At 61.8% G+C, this 22,497-nt stretch carries 20 protein-coding genes; 12 read left to right on the top strand and 8 right to left on the bottom strand.

Annotated elements, in window-relative coordinates; genetic code table 11:
• The first annotated feature begins 24 nt into the window (after positions 1-24).
• The 4 genes from ACLBXN_RS03765 to ACLBXN_RS03750 all read left to right on the top strand — a co-directional run bounded on the left by ACLBXN_RS03765 (position 25) and on the right by ACLBXN_RS03750 (position 2,805).
• Positions 25-576: a tetratricopeptide repeat protein gene (locus tag ACLBXN_RS03765; protein WP_019043728.1), complete on the top strand. Its 552-nt coding sequence runs from the start codon at positions 25-27 to the stop codon at positions 574-576.
• 130 nt (positions 577-706) lie between these two features.
• Positions 707-1,291 carry a peptidylprolyl isomerase gene (locus tag ACLBXN_RS03760; RefSeq protein ID WP_211457435.1) on the top strand — a complete coding sequence of 195 codons (585 nt, stop codon included), beginning with the start codon at positions 707-709 and terminating at the stop codon, positions 1,289-1,291.
• Between the two features lie 69 nt (positions 1,292-1,360).
• Complete coding sequence (locus tag ACLBXN_RS03755; RefSeq protein WP_447611184.1) at positions 1,361-1,888, top strand: peptidylprolyl isomerase; 528 nt, start codon at positions 1,361-1,363, stop codon at positions 1,886-1,888.
• A 119-nt stretch (positions 1,889-2,007) separates the two neighbouring features.
• The gene (locus ACLBXN_RS03750) at positions 2,008-2,805 is read left to right on the top strand and encodes a UDP-2,3-diacylglucosamine diphosphatase (RefSeq protein ID WP_447611182.1); all 798 of its coding nucleotides are present in this window, start codon (positions 2,008-2,010) and stop codon (positions 2,803-2,805) included.
• Between the two features lie 190 nt (positions 2,806-2,995).
• Here ACLBXN_RS03750 and ACLBXN_RS03745 read toward each other — a convergent pair whose 3' ends face one another.
• On the bottom strand, positions 2,996-4,642 hold the full coding sequence (locus ACLBXN_RS03745; protein WP_447611181.1) for an acyl-CoA synthetase: 1,647 nt from the start codon (positions 4,640-4,642) through the stop codon (positions 2,996-2,998).
• 562 nt (positions 4,643-5,204) lie between these two features.
• Here ACLBXN_RS03745 and dnaG point away from each other — a divergent pair.
• From dnaG to ACLBXN_RS03715, 6 genes are all read left to right on the top strand, one after another.
• The gene (gene dnaG, locus ACLBXN_RS03740) at positions 5,205-7,196 is read left to right on the top strand and encodes a DNA primase (RefSeq protein WP_447611180.1); all 1,992 of its coding nucleotides are present in this window, start codon (positions 5,205-5,207) and stop codon (positions 7,194-7,196) included.
• Between the two features lie 275 nt (positions 7,197-7,471).
• Positions 7,472-9,919 (top strand): RNA polymerase sigma factor RpoD, encoded by a 2,448-nt coding sequence (gene rpoD, locus ACLBXN_RS03735; RefSeq protein WP_447611178.1) that lies wholly within the window; start codon positions 7,472-7,474, stop codon positions 9,917-9,919.
• A 148-nt stretch (positions 9,920-10,067) separates the two neighbouring features.
• Positions 10,068-11,060 (top strand): tripartite tricarboxylate transporter substrate binding protein, encoded by a 993-nt coding sequence (locus ACLBXN_RS03730; RefSeq protein ID WP_447611177.1) that lies wholly within the window; start codon positions 10,068-10,070, stop codon positions 11,058-11,060.
• A gap of 21 nt (positions 11,061-11,081) precedes the next feature.
• A complete protein-coding gene (locus tag ACLBXN_RS03725) occupies positions 11,082-12,026 on the top strand; it encodes a ketopantoate reductase family protein (protein WP_447611176.1) in 945 nt (314 codons plus the stop codon).
• Positions 12,027-12,382: 356 nt separating this feature from the next.
• On the top strand, positions 12,383-12,688 hold the full coding sequence (locus ACLBXN_RS03720) for a winged helix-turn-helix transcriptional regulator (protein ID WP_003057624.1): 306 nt from the start codon (positions 12,383-12,385) through the stop codon (positions 12,686-12,688).
• 129 nt (positions 12,689-12,817) lie between these two features.
• Positions 12,818-13,171 carry an FKBP-type peptidyl-prolyl cis-trans isomerase gene (locus ACLBXN_RS03715; protein ID WP_447611175.1) on the top strand — a complete coding sequence of 118 codons (354 nt, stop codon included), beginning with the start codon at positions 12,818-12,820 and terminating at the stop codon, positions 13,169-13,171.
• Positions 13,172-13,245: 74 nt separating this feature from the next.
• Here the strand turns inward: ACLBXN_RS03715 and ACLBXN_RS03710 are convergent, their stop codons facing one another.
• The 4 genes from ACLBXN_RS03710 to ppsA form a co-directional block, all read right to left on the bottom strand.
• Complete coding sequence (locus ACLBXN_RS03710; protein WP_447611174.1) at positions 13,246-13,722, bottom strand: hypothetical protein; 477 nt, start codon at positions 13,720-13,722, stop codon at positions 13,246-13,248.
• A 179-nt stretch (positions 13,723-13,901) separates the two neighbouring features.
• On the bottom strand, positions 13,902-15,998 hold the full coding sequence (locus ACLBXN_RS03705) for a VC_2705 family sodium/solute symporter (RefSeq protein WP_447611172.1): 2,097 nt from the start codon (positions 15,996-15,998) through the stop codon (positions 13,902-13,904).
• Entirely contained in the window at positions 15,991-16,359 is a 369-nt protein-coding gene (locus tag ACLBXN_RS03700; protein ID WP_211457444.1) for a DUF4212 domain-containing protein, read from the bottom strand. Before ACLBXN_RS03700 ends, ACLBXN_RS03705 begins: the two co-directional genes overlap by 8 nt.
• Before the next feature lie 35 nt (positions 16,360-16,394).
• A complete protein-coding gene (gene ppsA, locus ACLBXN_RS03695; RefSeq protein ID WP_343676495.1) occupies positions 16,395-18,785 on the bottom strand; it encodes a phosphoenolpyruvate synthase in 2,391 nt (796 codons plus the stop codon).
• Between the two features lie 250 nt (positions 18,786-19,035).
• Here ppsA and ppsR point away from each other — a divergent pair, with 250 nt between their 5' ends.
• A complete protein-coding gene (ppsR, locus tag ACLBXN_RS03690) occupies positions 19,036-19,857 on the top strand; it encodes a posphoenolpyruvate synthetase regulatory kinase/phosphorylase PpsR (protein ID WP_043004345.1) in 822 nt (273 codons plus the stop codon).
• Positions 19,858-19,996: 139 nt separating this feature from the next.
• On the opposite strand, the gene ACLBXN_RS03685 is transcribed toward ppsR, so the two are convergent.
• Positions 19,997-20,926 (bottom strand): LysR family transcriptional regulator, encoded by a 930-nt coding sequence (locus tag ACLBXN_RS03685; protein ID WP_447611171.1) that lies wholly within the window; start codon positions 20,924-20,926, stop codon positions 19,997-19,999.
• A 189-nt stretch (positions 20,927-21,115) separates the two neighbouring features.
• Here ACLBXN_RS03685 and ACLBXN_RS03680 point away from each other — a divergent pair, with 189 nt between their 5' ends.
• Complete coding sequence (locus ACLBXN_RS03680) at positions 21,116-21,388, top strand: DUF2798 domain-containing protein (RefSeq protein ID WP_447611170.1); 273 nt, start codon at positions 21,116-21,118, stop codon at positions 21,386-21,388.
• 88 nt (positions 21,389-21,476) lie between these two features.
• Here the strand turns inward: ACLBXN_RS03680 and ACLBXN_RS03675 are convergent, their stop codons facing one another.
• Both ACLBXN_RS03675 and ACLBXN_RS03670 read right to left on the bottom strand, forming a co-directional pair.
• Positions 21,477-22,301, bottom strand: coding sequence for a heme ABC transporter ATP-binding protein (locus ACLBXN_RS03675; RefSeq protein ID WP_447611168.1), 825 nt, complete (start codon positions 22,299-22,301; stop codon positions 21,477-21,479).
• Positions 22,298-22,497 (bottom strand): iron chelate uptake ABC transporter family permease subunit (locus tag ACLBXN_RS03670; protein ID WP_447611166.1); only part of this gene is annotated, 200 nt, incomplete at its 5' end. The genes ACLBXN_RS03670 and ACLBXN_RS03675, both read right to left, overlap by 4 nt.

The following is a 22,497-nucleotide window of genomic DNA, read 5'->3' as shown; positions in this document are numbered from 1 at the left end:
TTGCGGCGCAATGAAAGCACCTACATGCCTGTACGCAACTTGTTCAGTACCGCAGCGCGTGCGGCAGCCCTGGCTGCCTTGCTCGCTGCAGGTAGCGCCCACGCCGACGATTACACGGATGTTGCCCAGTTGCTCAAAAGCGGCAAGACCCAGCAGGCACTGCAAAAAGCGGACACCTATCTGGCCAAGAATTCACGCGACCCGCAAATGCGTTTTCTGCGCGGCATCGCGCTGAGCAATGACGGCAAGACCGAAGACGCGATCACGGCTTTTCGCCAGCTGACCGAGGACTATCCCGAGCTGCCCGAGCCCTATAACAACCTGGCCGTGATCTATGCACGCCAGGGCGATCTGGATCGTGCCCGCTCCGCACTCGAAGCCGCCGTGCGCAACAATCCGAACTATGCCGTGGCGCACGAGAACCTGGGTGATATCTATGCCCGCCTGGCCTATCAGTCCTATGCGCAGTCCCTGGCCAAGGGCGGCCGCCCCGCAGCCCTGAACCCCAAGCTCAAGCAGCTCAAGGACTTGCTGCAACCCGCAGCCTCTCTTGCAACACCTGCCCCGGCCCGCTGAATCCGTTTTTTGTCATCCCGCCCTCCTCCCTCTTGTGAAGCCGGCCGGCGCCCTCAGCTGCCTCAAACCGGTTTTTTGCAGCCGCTGTCCAGCGGCCCTGCCCAAGACCCACTTACCCAGGAATATGACCATGCTGAATTTCCGTCGAAACAGCCTCAAGGCCCTGTCCGCGATTGCGCTGACAGCCACTGTTTTCGCAATCCCCGGCCTGGCCCAGGCGCAGTCCAAGGTGCAACTCAAGACCAGCATGGGCGATATCGTGGTCGAGCTCAACGATGCCAAGGCCCCCAAGAGCGCGGCCAATTTCCTGCAATATGTGCGCGACAAGCACTATGACGGCACGGTGTTCCACCGCGTCATCGACGGCTTCATGATCCAGGGCGGCGGCATGGACGCCAATCTGAGCGAGAAGCCCACGCGCGCGCCGATTCCGCTGGAAGCCAGCAACGGCCTCAAGAACGACCGCGGCACGATTGCCATGGCGCGCACCGGCAACCCCAACTCTGCCACCTCGCAGTTCTTCATCAATGTGGTGAACAACGACATGCTCAACGCACCCAAGCCCGATGGCTATGGCTATACCGTCTTCGGCAAGGTCATCAAGGGCATGGACGTGGTGGACAAAATCCGCGCCGTGGCTACGGGCAACCGTGGCATGCACCAGAATGTGCCCACCACGCCGGTAACAATCCTCTCCGCCACCGAAATCAAGTAAACAACCGGGCAGTGCTGCCCAAGCCGGGCTGCGCCAGCCTCTTTACTCCATCCTCTAGAAAGCACAGACATGAGCAATCCCCAAGTCGAACTGCACGTGACCATCAACGTGGCCGATACCGCCACCCAAGGCGTGATCACCCTGGAACTGGACGCCGTGAACGCGCCCAAGTCCACCGAGAACTTCCTGAACTACGTGAACCAGGGTTTTTACAACGGCACCATCTTCCACCGCGTGATCAAGAACTTCATGATCCAGGGCGGCGGTTTCGCGGCCGACATGAAGCAAAAGGACACCGCGGCTCCCATCGAGAACGAAGCCAAGAACGGCCTGAAGAACGACAAGTACACCATTGCCATGGCTCGCACCAGCGATCCCCATAGCGCAACTGCACAGTTCTTCATCAACACCGTGGACAACGGTTTCCTGAACCACACCGCTCCCTCCGGCCAGGGCTGGGGCTACGCCGTGTTCGGCAAGGTGGTCAAGGGTGAAGAAGTCGTGGACGCCATCAAGAAGGTGCGCACCACACGCAAGGGCTTCCACGACGACGTGCCCTTCGACGCCGTGGTGATCGACAAGGCGATCGCGATCTAACCCCCTGAGGCGCTGCGCGCCTTCCCCCAAGGGGGACGACGGCCTCGCTGCGAGGCGGCTCTTGCTTGCCGCCTCTCGCTCGGGGCCGTTATTGTTTTCAGGCTGCCCACCATCATCACATGACTGAATCTTCAGATCCCCGCACGACGGCTCCTCAGGTGGCGCAGCTGCAAGGCGCACCCGGCTGGCGAGCCATCGACTTTATTTCCGATCTGCATCTGCAGCCTTCGGAGCCGCAGACGGTCGAAGCCTGGCGCAGCTATTTGGCGCGCAGCACGGCCGATGCCATCTTCATCCTCGGCGATCTGTTTGAAGTTTGGGTCGGTGACGATGCGCTCGATGAGCCCGGCAGCTTCGAGGCCGAGTGCGCCGCCGTGCTGCGCGAGGCGGCGCAGCAGCGCCCGCTGTTCTTCATGGTCGGCAACCGCGACTTTCTGGCCGGTGACGAGTTTCTGCGCCGCAGCGGCATGAGCGGGCTTTCCGACCCCACGGTATTGCTGTGGGCAGGCCCCAGCATCCTGATCAGTCATGGCGATGCGCTATGCCTGGACGATGTGGAGTACCAGCAATTCCGCGCTGTTTCGCGCTCCGCCGCCTGGCAACAGCAGTTGCTGGCCCAGCCTCTGGCCGTGCGCCGCGCGATCGGCAGATCGGCACGCAGCGAAAGCGAGCAGCGCAAGCAAAGCGGCGCGCCCTACGCTGATGCCGACGCGCAGATGAGCAGCACCTGGATGCAGACCGCGCAAGCGCCCTGGCTGATTCACGGCCATACCCATCAGCCCGCCGACCACGCGCTGGGCGACGGGCAGTGGCGCATCGTGCTCAGCGACTGGCATATCGATGCCGATACACAGCGCAGCGAGGTGCTGCGTGTGACGCCCGAAGGCTGGCAGCGCATGCCGCCCGAACTGGCGTGACGCACCATCCAGTTGCCGCTATCTCATTCAGAGCTTATTGCGCAGGCTATTCATAGATTTCAGATTGAAAACTATCCAAGTTCTATGAATAACAAGCGCTAGCAGCTATCAAATTTGCTGATCTGACAGACACGAAGAGCCCGCTGCCCACCTAGCTGAGGCATAGCACCTTGGGGTCAACGGCGGGATCTCAGACCGAGATGGCGGAAGCCGAGCCTGCCTGCTTGCGCAGCTCGAACTTCTGGATCTTGCCCGTGCTGGTCTTGGGCAGCTCGCCAAACACCACGGCGCGCGGCACCTTGTAGCCGGCCAGGTGCTTTTTGCAGTGGGCAATGATGTCTTCGGCCGTAGTCTCGGCTCCGGCTTTGAGCTCGATGAAGGCGCAGGGCGTCTCGCCCCATTTGGGGTCGGGCTTGGCCACCACGGCCGCAGCCAGCACGGCGGGGTGGCGGTAGAGCACATCCTCCACTTCGATGGACGAGATGTTCTCGCCTCCCGAGATGATGATGTCCTTGCTGCGATCCTTGATCTGGATATAGCCGTCGGGATGCTGCACGGCCAGGTCGCCGCTGTGGAACCAGCCGCCGCGGAAGGCTTCCCGCGTCGCTTGCGGATTCTTGAGATAGCCCTTCATGGCGATATTGCCCTGGAACATGATCTCGCCCATGGTCTGGCCGTCACGCGGCACGGGCTGCATGGTTTCGGGGTCCAGCACGGCCGCAGAGCGCTGCAGGTGGTAGCGCACGCCCTGGCGTGAGTTCAAACGGGCGCGCTCGCCGATGTCGAGCGCATTCCAGCTTTCATGCTTGGCGCAGACCGTGGCTGGGCCATAGGTTTCGGTCAGGCCGTAGACATGGGTGATGTCAAAGCCCATCGCCTCCATGCCTTCGATCATCGATGCGGGCGGCGCTGCCCCTGCCACCATGGCCTTGACGCCTGCGGGCACGCCCTGCTTCATGGCAGCCGGCGCATTCACCAGCAGGCTGTGCACAATGGGCGCGCCGCAGTAATGGCTCACACCCTGGTTGCGAATGGCGTCAAAAATCGCCTGCGCATCCACCCGTCGCAGACAGACATTGACCGCCGCGCGTGCGGCCACCGTCCAGGGGAAGCACCAGCCGTTGCAGTGGAACATGGGCAGCGTCCACAGATAGACAGCGTGCTTGGGCATGTCCCACTCCAGCACATTGCTGATGGCATTGTTGTGCGCGCCGCGATGGTGGTAAACCACACCCTTGGGATTGCCCGTGGTTCCGCTGGTGTAGTTCAGGGCAATCGCATCCCATTCGTCGCCGGGCCATTGCCAGTCGAAACCGGCATCACCCTGGGCCAAAAAGCTCTCGTAGTCGGTGGCACCGATCTGCTCGGCCGCCTCGCCGTAAACCGGGTCTTCGACCTGGATCACATGGATGGGCGCGGTGCTCTGGCGCAGCTTGAGCGCCCTGGCCATCAGAGGCGCGAACTCGGGGTCCACGATCAGGGCCTTGGCTTCGCCATGGTCGAGCATGAAGGCCAGAGTCTCGGCATCCAGCCGGGTGTTGAGCGTGTTGAGTACGGCACCGGCCATGGGCACGCCAAAGTGGGCCTCCACCATGGGCGGCGTATTGGGCAGCATCACGGCCACGGTGTCGTTCTTGCCGATGCCGATCCTCTGCAGGCTGCTGGCCAGCTGACGGCAACGTGCATAGGTCTGCGCCCAGTTCTGGCGCAGGTCGCCATGAACGATGGCCAGGCGCTCGGGGTAGACCTCGGCCGTGCGGGCAATAAATCCCAGCGGCGTCAGCGCGGCATGGTTGGCGGTATTCGGGGTGAGGTTCAAATCGAAAGAGCTTGTCATGTTTGTCTCCTGAGCGTTTTGTACTCCAGCATCCGTCACGCCAGGCTTACAACCGAGCGCCATGCAAGCCTGTTGTGATCCAGGTCAAGCCGGATTCCGCCTGGCTCTCGCACACAGAAACCAGAGCAGCGCAAAAGGTCATTGACCAAACCAATACTTTCAACAGCTTCTGAAAATCAATAAATTAATTGAAAATCAAACACTTACGAAAACAATTAGAAACCCCATCATTCCTCAAGCAGTGGCATCTCATGCAAGTCATCTATAAGACATCATTTATCTGACAGAGCAATCACCCAGACCTTGAATCGCTTTTAGAATGCGCACATGTTTTTGAGGATCTGACTGCCCACGCTGGCAGGCCAGGCCGGCATCTCTCCCGCACGGAGCCGGTCGCATGCCTCAAAACTGTGTGGCGGAGGAGACGTTTTAGAGGAGAGCCTGGCAATGATCCAGGCATCAGGAGACCTGAGCCTGCACCCATCGGTGCAGGCTTTTTTTTGCCCGCCCTCCTCATTCCTGCCGCGCCATCGGCCATTGCCGAAAAAGGCAAAATACGCGGGTGGCCATTCCCCAATCATTCATCCAAGAGTTGCTCTCCCGCGTCGACGTGGTCGACATCGTGGGCCGCTATGTGCAGCTCAAAAAGGGCGGCGCCAACTTCATGGGCCTATGCCCATTCCATGGCGAAAAGTCGCCCTCTTTCACGGTCAGCCCCAGCAAGCAGTTTTTTCACTGCTTTGGCTGCGGCAAGAACGGCAATGCCATCGGCTTTCTGATGGAGCACGCCGGCATGGGCTTTGTCGAGGCAGTGCAGGAGCTTGCCAATCAATGCGGCCTGCAAGTGCCGCAGGACGACATCAGTCCGGCCGAGCGCCAGCGCCAGGCCCAGCAAAAGCAGAAAGCCGAGACCCTGAGCGACCTGCTTGAAAAAGCCGGCGAGTCCTATCGCAAACAGCTCAAGGCCGCTCCCAAGGCCATCGAGTATCTGAAAAAGCGCGGCGTCTCGGGCGAGGTCTCCAAGCGCTTCGGCCTGGGCTATGCGCCTGCAGGCTGGCATGGCCTGGCCAGCGTATTCGCCGAGTACGACAACCCGCAGCTTGAAGAATGCGGGCTGGTCATCGTGGGCGAGGACGACAGCCGCCGCTACGACCGTTTCCGCGACCGGCTGATGTTCCCGATTCGCAATGTCAAAGGCGAATGCATAGGCTTTGGCGGCCGGGTGTTTGGCGATGAGAAACCCAAATACCTGAACTCCCCCGAGACCCCGGTCTTCCACAAGGGCCGCGAGCTCTACGGCCTTTACGAGGCCCGCCAGGCCCTGCGCGACATGGGCTACGCCCTGGTTACCGAAGGCTATATGGACGTGGTGGCGCTGGCCCAGCTCGGCTTTGCCAATGCCGTGGCCACGCTTGGAACGGCCTGCACGCCGGAGCATGTTCAAAAGCTGTTTCGCTTCACCGATGCCGTGGTCTTCAGCTTCGACGGCGATAACGCGGGCCGGCGCGCCGCGCGCAAGGCGCTGGATGCAGCCCTGCCGCTGGCGACCGACACGCGCTCCATCAAGTTCCTGTTCCTGCCTTCGGAGCACGACCCCGACAGCTTCATCCGCGAATTCGGCCCCGAGGCCTTCTCGCGCTATGTGGGCGATGCCACGCCACTGAGCCGCTTTCTCATCGAATCGGCCAGCGAGGGCTGCGATCTGGGCCAGACCGAGGGCCGCGCCCATATGGCCAGCAACGCGCGGCCGCTGTGGTCGCTGCTGCCCGACGGAGCCCTCAAGCGCCAGTTGCTCTCCGAAATCGCAGCTCTGGCCCAGTTGGACTCGCGCGACCTCACCGATATCTGGGCGCAGGAAGCCGCACGCACAGCCCCCATTGCCCGCCGCGCACCTGCCCCAGCACCCTCCGGCCCTCAGGCACCGGAATGGGATGCGCCACCGGCCAGTTGGGAAAGCGCTCCCGACTGGGCCGATGCCGCGGCACCGGCCCCCTCCTACCCGAGCCAGGGCGGCGGCGGCAACTGGTCGGGCCGCAAGGAATTCGGCCGCCAGCGCAAGCCCTGGGGCAAGAAGGGCGAGGACTGGAACCCGCCGCAGCTGGGCCCACGCCCCACGCCGGTCAGCCGCGAAGACCAGGCCGCTCGCCTGCTGATGTGTCACATGGAGTTCATGGAAGAGATGACCCATGAGGATTTCGATGCCCTGGCGCGCTGCAACCAAAGCCATGCGCCCTTGTTCCGCTGGCTTGAAGCCCAGTTCACCGAGTCCGGACCGCGCTCCTGGGCGGTGCTGCGCGAGCAATTGCAAGGCTCGCCCTGCGAACCGCTGGCCAGCAAGCTGATGAGCGGCGCCCATGCCAACCCCGAGGGCGAAGTCGACGAGTTGCGCAAGGAATTGCGCGGCACGCTGAATCTGATCCTGGTGGATCACCTCAAACGCGAGGAAGCCCAGGCACTCAAGGAGATCGCTACCGACCCCACGGCGGCAAGGCGTTACATAGAGTTTCAACAGCGGCGAAAAAATTTATCTGTAATTATTAGCTCCACCTCTTGACATCTTTAAAAAAGGTATAATTTAGAGGATACAGGCAAGAGCGACAGCAACACCTCCGACCCGGGCCCCGTGAAGAAATCACGTGATGGCAGCAACTGCATGGCCCATTTCTCGCAAGGATTGCATACCAAATGATCGCCCCAACATCTTGCCATGGAGTCTTTGTGCTCCACCGGACAGGCTAGGCCTGTTCTTGCGCCAGCTTTGATGGCGTTTGTTTGCATTTTCCGTTTTCCTTTGTGTGTTTGTGTGTGTTCGTACCGTGAGAGGTGTTCATGCCCGTTTCAAAGTCCGTGAAGTCCAAGCAGGCCCCAGAAGCTTCAGCAAAGCCCAAGACCTCTAAAACTTCCACTTCCGCAGCAGAGTCCGCGAAAAAGGCCAGTGCCAGCAAGCCTGCTGTGAAGAAGAGTGCTGCATCTGCAGCCGAAGCCAAGAAAGACACCACCGTGGTTACCAAGTCACAAGCCGAACTCAAAGCCATGGCCGATGCGCTGCTGGCGCAGGCAACTCCCAAGCGCGGCCGCAAGAAAGCCGAAGAAGACGACGACACAGCTGCCGCTCCTGCCGCCAAGAAGGCCGTCGCCAAAAAGGCTGCTCCCGCCAAGAAGGCTGCCGCCGTCAAGGCCCCCGCTGCCAGCGCCGATGCCGACAAGACTCCCGCCAAGCGCGGTCGCAAGCCCAAGGCCAAGGAAGCCGACGAGGACATGGATGATGCCGACCTGTCGGACATCGACAGCGATCTGGAAGGCGAAATCGAAGAGGAGACAGTCACCGAAGCGTCTGCTGCTCCTGCCGAAAAGGCCAAGCCTCTGCGCATGAAAATCAGCAAGGCGAAGGAACGCGCCTTGATGAAGGAATTCGGCCTGGACGAGACCGTTCTGACCGAAGAGGAAATGAACACCCGCCGTCAGCGTCTGAAGATGCTGATCAAGCTGGGCAAGACCCGCGGCTACCTGACCCACGCCGAAATCAACGACCACCTGCCCGACAAGCTGGTCGATGCCGAAACGCTGGAAGTCGTGATCTCCATGTTGAACGACATGGGCGTAGCCGTGTACGAGCAGACTCCCGATGCGGAAACCCTGCTGCTGAACAACACCGGCCAGTCAGCCACCACCGAAGAGGAAGCGGAAGAAGAAGCCGAAGCGGCTCTGTCCACCGTGGACTCCGAATTCGGCCGCACTACCGACCCCGTGCGCATGTACATGCGTGAAATGGGTACCGTCGAACTGCTGACACGCGAAGGCGAAATCGAAATCGCCAAGCGCATCGAAGGCGGCCTGATGGACATGATGGAAGCCATCTCGGCTTCCCCCGCGACCATCGCCGAGATCCTCAACATGGCCGAGGAGATCCGCGAAGGCAAGGTTGTCATCTCCACCGTGGTGGACGGCTTCGTCAATGCCAACGAGAACGACGACTATGTTGCCGAAGAAGACTTCGACGAATATGACGAAGAAGACGACGATGACGGCAAGGGCGGCTCCAAGGCCCTGACCAAGAAGCTCGAAGAGCTGAAGAACGAAGCCCTGGGTCGCTTTGACTCCATGCGCGAGCTTTTCGACAAAATGCACAAGGTGTATGACAAGGAAGGCTACGGCACCGAGGCATACATGAAGGTGCAGAAGGCCATCACCGAAGAGCTGATGACCATTCGCTTCACGGCCAAGACGATTGAAAAGCTCTGCGATCTGGTGCGCGCTCAGGTGGACGACGTGCGCAAGAAGGAACGCGAGCTGCGCAAGATCATCGTGGACAAGTGCGGCATGCCGCAGGAGCAGTTCATCAAGGACTTCCCGCCCAACCTGCTGAACCTGGACTGGGTCCTCAAGCAAGTGGCGGCAGGCAAGAACTACAGCGCCGTGCTGGAACGCAACATCCCGCCCGTGCAGGAGCTGCAGCAGAACCTGATCGACCTGCAGGCCCGCGTGGTCGTGCCTCTGGAAGAGCTCAAGCACATTAACAAGCGCATGAACAGCGGCGAGCGCGCCAGCCGTGACGCCAAGAAGGAAATGATCGAGGCCAACCTGCGTCTCGTGATCTCCATCGCCAAGAAGTACACCAACCGCGGTCTGCAATTCCTAGATCTGATCCAGGAAGGCAATATCGGCCTGATGAAGGCCGTGGACAAGTTCGAATACCGTCGCGGCTACAAGTTCTCGACCTATGCGACCTGGTGGATTCGTCAGGCCATCACGCGCTCCATCGCCGACCAGGCCCGTACGATCCGCATCCCCGTGCACATGATCGAGACCATCAACAAGATGAACCGCATCTCGCGCCAGCACTTGCAAGAGTTTGGTTTCGAGCCCGATGCGTCCATCCTGGCAGCCAAGATGGAGATCCCCGAGGACAAGATCCGCAAGATCATGAAGATCGCCAAGGAGCCGATCTCGATGGAAACCCCCATCGGCGACGACGACGACTCCCACCTGGGCGATTTCATCGAGGACGGCAACAACACGGCGCCCATCGATGCCGCCATGCAAGCCGGCCTGCGCGATGTGGTCAAGGACATCCTCGACGGCCTGACGCCTCGCGAAGCCAAGGTGCTGCGCATGCGCTTCGGTATCGAGATGTCCACCGACCACACGCTGGAAGAAGTCGGCAAGCAGTTTGACGTGACGCGCGAGCGTATCCGTCAGATCGAAGCCAAGGCGCTGCGCAAGCTCAAGCACCCTTCGCGCTCCGACAAGCTGCGCAGCTTCATCGACTCGCTGTAAAGCCAGCCCGAGGAACCGGCACGCCGGCTCCCTGCGACTCCAAGCCCCGATCTGTTTCAGGTCGGGGCTTTTTCGCATGTACCCCAGGGTCAGCAAACCTTTGCTTGCGGCCAAACACACCAAAAGACACATAACAACGGAGACAGACATGAACACCATCCAAGCACACAGCCTTCCGACACGGCGCCAGTGGCTGGGCTATTCCGCAGCCTTGCTGGCCACGCCTTTGGCAGCCATGGCCAACCCGCCCCAGCGCCTGGGGACGCAGCTGCGCATCGTGATCCCCGCCAATCCCGGCGGCGGCTGGGACCAGACCGGTCGCGCCCTGGGTGCCGCGCTGGTCGGCAGCGGCATGGTGGACAAGGTCATTTATGAAAACATCGGCGGCAAGGGCGGCACCATAGGCTTGGCCGAATACACCAAGCGCTACGGCAACGACCCCAACAGCCTGCTGATCGGCGGCATGGTCATGGTCGGCGCTCTGGCGCTGAACAAGAAATCGGCCGAGCTGCATCAGGTGCAAGCCCTGGCGCGCCTGACCAGTGACTACCTGGTGGTGGCCGTGCCTTTCGACTCACCGATCGCCAACCCCAAGGCACTGGCCAAGGCCATGCGCGAAAACCTGCCTGCACTGGCGATTGCCGGAGGCTCCGCCGGCGGCGTGGACCATATGTATGCGGGCATGCTGGCCCGCCTGTCCAAGGCCAATGCGGAGCAGCTGCAGTACAAGGCCTTCCCCGGCGGTAACGAGGTGCTGCAGGCCCTGCTGCAAAAACAGGTACAGGTGGGAATCTCGGGCTACAGCGAGCTCAGGGATGCCTTGCAGGCTGGCAAGCTGCGTGCTCTCGGTGTTTCCTCGCGGCGCGCCATGTTCGGCATCGCCTCCATGCGCGACCAGGGCATGGACGCCGAAATGTCCAACTGGCGCGCCGTCTTTACGGGCAGAAATCTGCCTGCAGAGCGCATCCAGCAACTGCTGGCTGCTATCGACCATGCGAGCAATCAGGAGCAATGGAAACAAGCCCTGGTCAGCAATAATTGGAGCTCCTCTTGGCAAACCGGCAAGGCGCTGCAGGAGTTTCTGGAGGTCGAGACCTCCACCGCCCAGCTGATGACCTATCTGCTCAAGCTCAAGAGCTAAGCCACCTTGCAGGATAGCCCCATGAACCTGGTCGACCACACCACTGCCCCCTCCCGCCTTTCCGTTGCCGTCATGGGCGCAGGCTCGGTGGGCTGTTACTTTGGAGCTCTGCTGGCACGCGCCGGTCACTCGGTCACGCTGATTGGTAGAGCATCGCATATGCAGGCGGTCAGCCAGCACGGGCTGCGACTGCAGACGGCAACAGAAGATCTGCACCTCCCCGTCGCCACCAGCACCGAGCCCAGCGCCGTGGCGGGCGCCGATGTGGTGCTGTTCTGTGTGAAATCCACCGACACCGAAGCAGCGGCCGCACAGATCAAACCCCACCTGACTGCCCATACCCAAATACTGAGCTTGCAGAATGGCGTGGACAACGACCAGCGCCTGCGCCAGGTGCTGGGTCGACAGCCGGTGGCAGCTGCCGTGGTCTATGTGGCCACCGCCATGGCCGGCCCGGGCCATGTGCGTCACTTTGGCCGGGGCGAGCTGGTCATCGCTCCCTGCCCCCAGGGCGATGCGATCGCGGGCCAGTTCAGCACCGCCGGCATTCCCACACAAGTCTCGGATGGCGTGCTGGCCGCACTCTGGCAAAAGCTCATCATCAACTGCGTGTACAACGCGCTCTCCGCTCTCACCCAGCAGCCCTATGGCTGGCTGGTCGCGCAGCAGGGCATACCCGCCGTGATGCAGGACATCGCCGCCGAATGCAAGACTGTGGCCATGGCCGACGGCGTGATCCTTCCCGCTACCGTGGACGAGGCGGTAGCCGCCATCGCACGCACCATGCCCGGCCAGCGCTCTTCTACGGCCCAGGATCTGGCGCGCGGCAAGCCCACGGAAATCGACCATCTCAATGGCTATGTGGTGCGGCGCGCTCAGGCCCTGGGCATTGCCGCGCCGGCCAATCGCCTGTTGCAAGTGCTGGTGCAACTCAAGCAAATACAGGCGTCAAAACAGGAACTATGATTTTCATAGCTGCCTGCGCCGACAGGTCAATGGCTTGACTCCATTTTTACACCTGGAAACACCTAAGCCAGCACTAACACAGCCGGCAAACCACGCCAGCCTGTCGCGCAGGCTGCTCCAGCACTCTCATCACTGCTACAAACCCTGAAGCACGCGCGTCTTCGCCCGGATTCGTGGCTGACCCGCAACACTTGCGTGCTGTTTGTCGCGTTTATCACCTCAAGGCGTTGCAGTTGAAGATTTGAAGCTACTAAACTTGTAGCAAAATAAATTAACCGCTATAGTCCATCGGACATGGCACTGAAAGCGCCCAGTGCGCCCAGCTCGACAACATCATTGCGCAAGGAGAAGCGTCCATGAGCTCCAAGGAAAACGCCGCCATCAACCAGCTGTTCGAGAAGCTCGAATGCCGCTATGCGCTGCGCGTGCTGTGGGCTTTGCGGGATGGTCATCCCCAGACCTTCCGACTGCTGCAAGACAGCGTGGGCGGCATCACTCCCAACACGCTGAACACCCGCATCAAGGAACTGCGCGAATGCGGCCTGCTCGAACATGGCAGCGACGGCTACACCGTGACCTTGACCGGACAAGATCTGCTCAAGCGCCTGTCCGACGTGCAGGCCTTTGCCAACCGCTGGGTTGCGGCGCGCGCCAAGAAGTAAACCTTGCCGCTGTTGCTGCCGGGGGACTGGCGGCAAGCGGACACCACTATCATCCAAGGGCCCCAAGCGAGCTTGGCCGGCCCTTTTTTCCATCGCCTTTTTCTGCTTTGTGCTGAAAGGAAATCCATCATGGCATTCAACACTACTGCCTCCGGCCTGCAATATGAAGACACCGTCGTTGGCGAAGGCATCGAAGCCAAGGCCGGTCAGAACGTGACCGTGCACTACACCGGCTGGCTCTACAACAATGGCGTGCAAGGCGCCAAGTTCGACTCCAGCAAGGACCGCAACGATCCTTTCGTCTTCCCCCTGGGCGCCGGCATGGTCATCAAGGGCTGGGACGAAGGCGTGCAAGGCATGAAGGTCGGCGGTCAGCGCACGCTGCTGATCCCAGCAGCCCTGGGCTATGGCGCGCGCGGCGCCGGCGGCGTGATCCCCCCCAACGCCACGCTGAAGTTTGATGTGGAATTGCTGGCGGTCTGAGCCCCAGGCTCCGTCCACGAAAAAGCGGCCCTGTGAGGCCGCTTTTTCTTTGGGAAATGCCCTGTATCAGCAGCTTATGCATCGGCCTCGAACAGCGCTCTGTGCAGCGGCATATAGGCTTTGTCACCCGCCGCATCGCGTATGCGCGGCGCCAGCTCCACCAGTTGTTCATAGCCCATGGCAGCCTCCACGGCCAGATTCAGCCTGAAGCCCTTGAGCCCCAATGCACCCGTGATGGACACAGCCATGGGGTAAGCCTTCTGGTAGCGCTTCTGGCCGACGTCTAGCCCAAGCTCAACCGGGTCCAGGGAGGGTGAGCCGCTCTTCGAGGCCAACGCTGCGGCGGAAGACTCCCTCGTGGCCAGCCAGCCTCTATCGACCAGGGCCAGAATATCGTCCTTGACCACTCCCAGCGCCGAGGTCGCCTCCAGCACCTGCATCAGGCTGCGTTGACCGTCAAACAGCAAAAAGGCCGAGCGCAGGCGCTGGCTCAGATCGGCATGGCGCTCCTTGAAGGCCTGCTGGCCCTCGGGTGTTTTGACTAGATACATCGCCCCCGCCCCTCTATGCATTGAATTGCTTTTTAGAACTGCAGAGTGGCATCTGTGGCGGCGGCTGAAAAGCGGGTTTTCCTGCAAGCTAGCTCCGGATTGAGCCAGATCAGACCCTGCAAAAAATTACCTGAAAACCATCTCAAGCCCTTCGTGAAAGAGCGCTGGAAGCTATCGAATCAAGAGTTCTTCCGAGCGCTTGATCGGCGCTGCTCCCACCAGCTGACCAGCAATATGGTGAGCAAGCCTGCCGGCACGCCAAACACACCGGCCGAGATGGGCTGAATGCCCCACCAGAGTGCCTCGCCGCGCAGTGCCGGAGGCAGCACCCCCTGCAGACCCGGCACATGAGAGACCATGTAGTACACCGTCACGGCCAGGCCCAGCAACATGCCGGCCACCGCACCACGGCGCGTGGTGCCGCGCCAGAAGATGCCCAGCACCATGGCCGGCACAAAAGCCGAGCCGGCAAGCGAGAACGAGGCCGAGACCATTGGAAGAATGTCCGAAGAGCGCCGCGCAGCCACAAAGGCCGCCGACAGCGCCACCAGCAGCAATGCGAACTTGGAGAGAATCACACGCTGCTCGGGCGAGACACGCCGCTTGCGCGTATCCAGGCGCTGACGCTCCTGGAAGTAGAGATCCCGCACCAGGGCATTGCTGATCGTCAGCAGCAGACCGTCGGCCGTGGACAATGCCGCCGCCAACCCGCCCGCCGCCACCAGACCGGAGAGCACATAGGGCATGCCGCCCAGCTCCGGCGTGGCCAGCATGATGAGGTCAGCCCCCATGCGGATCTCGCCGAACTGCAAGATGCCGTCGCCATTGATGTCCTCGACGGCCAGCAACGAGCTGTCGACCCTGGACCACTGTGCTATCCAGTTGGGCAAGGCATCGAAATGCGTGCCCACAAGATTGCTCATGACCTCGAACTTGACCAGCACGGCCAAGGCCGGCGCGCCAAGATACAGCAGACCGATAAAGAACAGCGACCAGGCCACCGAGGTACGCGCCGCCGACACCGAGGGAACCGTGAAGTAGCGTGTCAGCAGATGCGGCAGCCCGGCCGTGCCGACCATCAGGCAGAACATCAGCGCCAGAAAATTGCGTCGGCTTTCCTCATAGACCTTGCGCTCGGCCGGTGAACCATCCGGATCCCCGGCAAAAGGCTGACTTTGCAGCGGCATGCCGCCCAGCGGCTTGGCCCGCTCATAGGCCTCGTGCAACTCGCGGCTCCAGAGTTCGCGTGCCGCCACCTCATCCTTGGGCATGGCGGCCAGCTCCCGGCTGGCAGTCATGATGGCGCCGATATTGCCGCTGCTGGTGCGCAACTCGCGGATATGCTCGCTCAGGGCCTGGCGTTCGGCCGCCAGCACATTGGGCACATCGCGCAGCTTGGCCTGCAGCACCTGGGCACGGGTGCGGTATGCCTCCAGCACCGACTGCTCGGCCTCTGATGACAGCAGCTGCTGCTCCATGGCGCCAATCTTGCCCAGTTGCTGGCTGTAGGCCAGCTGCGCCCAGGGGTTGCCCAGCTGCTTGTAGGCCAGCCAGGAAACCGGCAGCATGAAGGCCAGCAAGATGACCACGTATTGCGCCACCTGGGTCCAGGTGATCGCCCGCATGCCGCCCAGGAACGAGCACAGCAGCACGCCGCCCAGACCCAGCATGATGCCGATCTCGAACTGCACGCCGGTCAGGCGTGCGGCAATCAGCCCCACGCCATAGATCTGCGCCACCACATAGGTGAACGAACAGGTAATGGCGGCCAGCGCGGCAATGATGCGCGGCCAGCGCCCGCCATAGCGCGCCTGGAAGAAATCCGGCACGGTATAGAGATTCATGGCCCGCAGATAGGGGGCAATCAGCATGCCGACCAGGCAGAACCCGCCCGTCCATCCCAGCACATAGGCCAGCCCGCCAGGCTGTGTGCCGGTCCCCGAAAAACCTTGCAGATAAAGCGCGCCGGAGAGACTGATGAACGAGGCTGCACTCATCCAGTCAGCAGCAGCAGCCATGCCGTTGTAGAAAGGCGGAATGCGCCGGCCGGCGACGAAATACTCCTCGGCATCACTGGTGCGCGAATACACACCGATGGCCGCATACACCATCACCGTGGAAAACAGAAAGATAGGCCCGATCCAGTGCCGCGACAGCCCGCGCTCCTCGGCCCAGAGCATGGTCAGCAAAAAGGCCGCCGTTCCCAACACATAGAGAAACAGAATGCGATGCAGCCGCCAGTGGTAGGCGCGGCTCAGAACGGGCCGCTCAGGCATGAGGGTCGGTTGCGGGGAGAGAGGCTTGGTGAGCCGCAGGCCGCTTGCGCGCTTCGTCACGCGCCTGTTGGCGTTCGAAATAATCCATGGCCACACAATAGACCACGATGATCAACAGGAACATCAGGACCGCCCCTTGGGCTGCCATCCAGTAGGCCACGGGCCAGTCCGGCATCAGCGCCTGGATATCGCGCGCAAAGTAGCAGGTGCCAAATGAAGACACCACCCAGACGCTCAGCAGCAAGGCCTTGAGTCTCAGGTGGTGCGTATCGTGCAGATCCGGCGGGAAGGTCACCTCCACCGGATTGCCGAAAGCATCGAATGCCTGTCGCGGGGCATCCGACGCGGCATCGTCATGCATAGGCGCGTGATGCGTCCGCACGGCGATGCGAAGGCTTATTCAGCCAGCTTCTGCCAGGTGGAGACCACGCTGTCAGGGTTCAGGGAGATGGAGGAGATGCCCTCATCGGCCAGCCACTTGGCGAAGTCGGGGTGGTCCGAAGGGCCCTGGCCGCAGATGCCCACATACTTGTTCTGATCGCGGCAGGCCTTGATGGCGCGAGCCAGCAGCTTCTTGACGGCGGGGTCGCGCTCGTCGAAGTCGGCGGCCAGCAGCTCCAGGCCGGAGTCGCGATCCAGGCCCAGGGTCAGCTGGGTCAGGTCGTTGGAGCCCACGGAGAAGCCGTCGAAGTATTCGAGGAACTCCTCGGCCAGCACGGCGTTGGAAGGCACTTCGCACATCATGATCAGCTGCAGGCCGTTTTCGCCGCGCTTGAGGCCGTTCTCGGCCAGCAGCTCGGTCACGCGCTTGGCCTGGCCCAGGGTACGCACGAAGGGGATCATGATCTTGACGTTGGTCAGACCCATGTCCTCACGCACGCGAAGCAGGGCTTCGCATTCCATCTTGAAGGCTTCACCGAACTCGGCCGAGATGTAACGCGCTGCACCGCGGAAGCCCAGCATGGGGTTCTCTTCCTCGGGCTCGTAACGGCTGCCGCCGATCAGCTTGCGGTATTCGTTGGACTTGAAGTCGGACATGCGCACGATCACGGGCTTGGGCCAGAAAGCGGCGGCAATCGTTGCCACGCCTTCAGTCACCTTGTCCACGTAGAACGCACGGGGAGATGCATGGCCACGGGCCACGGACTCGACGGCCTTCTTCAGGTCGGCGTCAACAGCGGGGTAGTCCAGGATGGCCTTGGGGTGGACACCGATATTGTTGTTGATGATGAATTCCAGGCGGGCCAGACCCACGCCTTCGTTCGGCAGCTGGGCAAAGTCGAAAGCCAGTTGAGGATTGCCCACGTTCATCATGATCTTGGTGGGGATGCTGGGCATCTCGCCACGCTTGACCTCGGTCACTTCGGTTTCCAGCAGACCGTCATAGATCTTGCCGGTATCGCCTTCCGCACAGGACACGGTAACCAGTGTTTCGGCCTTGAGCAGATCGGTTGCATTGCCGCAGCCCACAACAGCGGGAATGCCCAGCTCGCGTGCAATGATGGCGGCGTGGCAGGTACGGCCACCACGGTTGGTGACGATGGCCGAAGCCTTCTTCATGACGGGCTCCCAGTTGGGATCGGTCATGTCGGTCACCAGCACGTCGCCGGCCTGCACCTGATCCATCTGCGAGATGTCGGACACCAGGCGCACGGGGCCGGTACCGATCTTCTGACCGATGGCGCGGCCTTCGGCCAGCACGGTGCCCGTGCCCTTGAGCTTGTAGCGCAGCTCGGCCTGGCCCTTGGACTGGCTCTTCACGGTTTCAGGGCGCGCCTGCAGGATGTAAAGCTGGCCGTCGGTGCCGTCCTTGCCCCATTCGATATCCATGGGACGGCCGTAGTGCTGCTCGATCACCAGCGCGTAATGCGCCAGTTGCTGCACTTCCTCGTCGGTCAGCGAATAGCGGTTGCGCAGCTCGTGGGCCACATCGGTGGTCTTGACCAGCTTGCCGTCGGCAGCCTTTTCCTCGGGTGTGGCAAAGATCATCTGGATCAGCTTGGAGCCCAGATTGCGGCGGATCAACGCCTTGTTGCCAGCCTTGAGCATGGGCTTGTGCACATAGAACTCGTCGGGGTTCACGGCGCCCTGCACCACGGTCTCGCCCAGGCCGTAGCTGGAGGTGATGAAGACCACTTCCTCGAAACCGGATTCGGTGTCGATGGTGAACATCACGCCGGCAGCGCCCTTGTCGGAACGCACCATGCGCTGCACGCCGGCGGACAGGGCCACCACATCGTGCTCGAAGCCCTTGTGCACGCGGTAGGAGATGGCGCGGTCGTTGTAAAGCGACGCGAACACTTCCTTCATCTTGTGCAGCACGTCTTCGATGCCCACCACGTTCAGGAAGGTTTCCTGCTGGCCGGCAAACGATGCATCGGGCAGGTCTTCTGCAGTGGCGGAAGAGCGCACGGCAAACGATGCCTCGGCATTGCCGCCTTGCAGACGGACAAATTCCTCACGGATGGCCTGTTCCAGATCGGCAGGGAAAGGCTGGCTTTCCACCATCGCGCGAATTTCGGCGCCCACAGCGGCCAGAGCGCGGACATCGTCCACGTCCAGAGCGGCCAGCTTGGCAGAGATCTTGCCAGCCAGGCCTTCAAAGGCCAGGAACTCGCGGAAGGCATGGGCCGTGGTGGCAAAGCCGGTAGGCACGCGCACGCCCTGGGGCAGTTGCGAGATCATTTCGCCGAGCGAGGCGTTCTTGCCGCCTACGGACTCGACATCAGACATTCTCAGTTTTTCAAACGGAACGACCAGCGCGGTCGCTTCGAACAGTTGAGACATGGGGAGCTCCAAAGTTAAAAACCGGTACGCAGGCGGCGCTGGGCTGAATGGCCAGGGCACGCGAACCCATGCTGCTTGAATGCAGTGCTTTGCTGTTCTGGATATCGACCGTCAACGAGCATGGGCTTGAATTTGGGAATAATGGGCGCCATTGTAGGCTGAGCCAGCAAGCCTCGCGTGGCTCAAACCAGATTCAGAGTCCGGGACATGGCATTGCCTGCACAGGTCCCACCTAATAACAGCGCGCACCATGCATACCCATACAATTTTTGTCATTTCTGACGGCACAGGCATCACGGCAGAGACTTTCGGCACGGCCATCATGGCCCAGTTCGAGAGCAAGCCGCGCATCATTCGCGTGCCCTTTGTGGACTCCATGGACAAGGTGCACCAGGCCGTGCGCCAGATCAACCATGTGGCCGAGGTGGAGAAGCGCAAGCCCATCATCTTCACCACGCTGGTGAGCCAGGAAATGCTGGAATTCCTTGAAGCCAACTGCAAGGGCAAGCTGTTCGACATGTTCGGCACCTTTGTCCGGCCGCTGGAAGTGGAGCTGGGCCAGAAGTCGCTGCACCGCGTGGGCCGCTTTGCCGATATCAGCGAGAGCAAGGAATATCTGGAGCGCATGGAGGCCATCAACTACACGCTGGCCCATGATGACGGTCAGACCAATACCGACCTGACGGGTGCCGACGTGATCCTGGTGGGCGTGAGCCGCTCGGGCAAGACACCCACCAGCCTGTATCTGGCCATGCAGTTCGGTCTCAAGGTCGCCAATTACCCGCTGATCCCCGAAGACTTCGACCGCAAGCAACTGCCGCCCGCCCTGGTTCCCTTCCGCGCCAAGCTGTTCGGTCTGACGATCGACCCAAACCGCCTCTCTGCCATCCGCAGCGAGCGCCGTCCGGACTCCAAATACGCCAGCCTGCAGAACTGCCGCTACGAGGTGGCCGAGGCCGAGGCCATGATGCGCAGAAGCGGCATCGAATGGCTGTCCAGCACCACCAAGTCGATCGAAGAGATTGCCACCACCATCTTGCAGGAGGTGCTGCCGCAGCACCTGGGACATTAAGCCTCCCCCTGAGCGGCTTCGCCGCTTCCCCAAGGGGACGCAGCCCTCGCTGCGAGGCGGCTCTTGCTCGGCCGCCCTTACTTAGCCCGCGCCTGCGTCAAGAACTACGGGTAATGCAAGCGCCACGCAGTGTCCTCGCTCAACGCAGGACGGGCTGCTGCGGCAGTACCTGCAGCAGATAGTCGACCAGCGCGCGGACCTTGGTGGGCACATATTGGCGATCCTTGAAGCAGGCGAAGAAGTCCAGCGGAACATCCTCGAACTGCAGCTGGCCCTTGCGCGCCGGCTTGAGTGCCAGCGGTACCAGCCGCCCTCTGCGCAGCTCCTCATGGACGATGAAGCTGCCGGCCCAGGCGATGCCGCCACCGGCAGCGGCGAACTCCACCAGGGCATCGATATCGCTGCCTATGGCCGCAATCTTCTGCTGCGGATCGGTGCGCTGGCCATCGCGCAGAAAGGGCCAGCGCATGATCCTGCCGTCACGCTCGCGCCGGTACAGCAAGCAGGCATGCTCGAGCAGCTCCTGCGCCGTCTGCGGTCTGCCGTGCTGCTGCAGATACTGGGGCGAGGCACACAGAATGCGCGGCGCCGAGGCCAGCAGCCGCACCGACATGCCGGGCTCCAGCACATCGCGGTAGCGCACGCTGATGTCCACATCTTCCTTGAGCACGTCCACATGCCGGTCCGTGATCAGGAGCTCCAGCTCCAGCCGCGGATGCAACGCGGTAAACGCCGGCAGCAGCGGCGCCAGCATATGGCGACCGAAGGCGGACATGCAGGCAATACGCAAGCGGCCTTGCAGCTCTCCATGAATCAGCGAGAGATCGGACTGGGCTTTTTCGAGCTCGTCGAGCACCGGCGCGACGCGCGCCAGATAGCGCTCGCCGGCCTCGGTCAAGGCCATGGACCGGGTGGTGCGGGTGATCAGGCGCGTGCCCAGCTCGCGCTCCAGCCGCGCAATGTTCTGGCTGGCGGCAGCGGGCGAAATGCCCAGCTGACGCGCGGCCGAGGCGATGGAGCCGCCCTCCAGCGCTTTGACAAAGGTTTCTATGGCTCGCAGATTCGGCATGACTGCGAATGTATCCCCAATTGGATTCGAAAGATCTGCTTATGAGTGCAACAAGTCCCGGGCCTCTACCGCAGACCGCCCGTGGTACTTACAGTTCAACCCTGTTTTCCATCCATGCATTCGGCCCGAACCGCTGACAGACCCTGCTCCCGCCGCAACAACGCGGAATGCATTTCCGACATCATCTTCATGAATTCCTCCACCAGCTCTTCCCCATCCAGACTTTCGACGCTCAAGCTGCACCGACGCTACACGCCGTTTGTCTTTGCATTTTTCATGGCCGGCATCATGGCCTTTCTGATGTGCTGCACCATCGTGGCGGCCAATACCGGCTTTGACAGCGGCTATGTGCGGCGCGTGCTCAGCGCCTATGCGCTGGCCATGCCGGTGGCGTTCTTCTGCGTGATGATGGTGCGGCCGCTAGTGCTCAAACTGGTTGCGCTGACCGTGCATACGCATTGACAGCCAGTGACAGCGAGGTCGTTAGCTATTGAATCTGAAGCAGCTTGCGCATGACTGGCTTCAGAATTCAATTCAATCTGCTGAAATTTCAAGCAGGTAAAGCGGTATCAGCTACAAAAATATATTGCAGCGCGCCGTCGCTGCTGCGCACCGGATCGCACTGCATGCCCCAGACCTGGCGCACCAGCGCAGGCTGCAGCACATCCAGCACCGCACCGTGATGCACTCCGGCATCACCGCCCAGTACCAGCACATCGTCGGCATAGCGCAAGGCCAGGTTCAGATCGTGAATCACCGCCACCACGCCCGCGCCCTGCTGCCCGGCCCATTGGCGCAGCAGGCGCATGGCATGGTGCTGATGGGACAGGTCGAGAGCAGCGGTGGGCTCATCCAGCAGCAGCCAGCGCGCCGCGCCGTCGGCGAGCGGCTGCCAGATCTGTGCCAGTGCCCTGGCCAGATGAGTGCGCGCCCGCTCGCCGCCCGACAGCGTGTTGATGCTGCGCTGCGCCAGATGATCGACCCCGGTCAACTCCATGGCCTGCGCCGGAATCTGCGCCTCCCCGTTTCCGGGCTGATGACGATGCGGATAACGTCCCAGCTCCACCACCTCCTGGGCCGTGAAGTCAAAGGCCACGCTGCAATCCTGGGGCATGACGGAGCGACGACGTGCCAGTCCCTCCACCGCATGCGCGGAAAGCGCCTGCCCGTCGAGCAGGACCTGTCCCGACTGCGGCGCGCGCTCGCCTACCAGCATGGACATCAGCGTGGACTTGCCGGCGCCGTTGGGGCCGAGGATGGCGGTAAAGCGCCCGGCCGGAATCCGCACATTGACCGTCGCCAGGCGCGGCCCCTTGGCTACGCCGACGCCCAGATGGCGGCATTCGAGGCTGGACAACCCTTGGTGCGCACTCATACCTTGCTCCTGAACTGGCGCAGCATGGCCAGAAACAGCGGCACACCGATAAACGCGGTGAGCACGCCCAGCGGCAGCTCGGCCGGCTTGACGATGGTGCGCGCCACAGCATCGGCGCTGACCACCAAAGCCGCCCCCAGCAGGGCCGATCCCGGCAGCACCACGCGATGATCGGGACCGGCAATCAGCCGCACCC

This window comes from Comamonas sp. C24C (assembly GCF_053345995.1).
The sequence above is the reverse complement of the archived record's forward strand: the minus strand, read 5'-3'. Positions and strand labels throughout refer to the sequence as shown.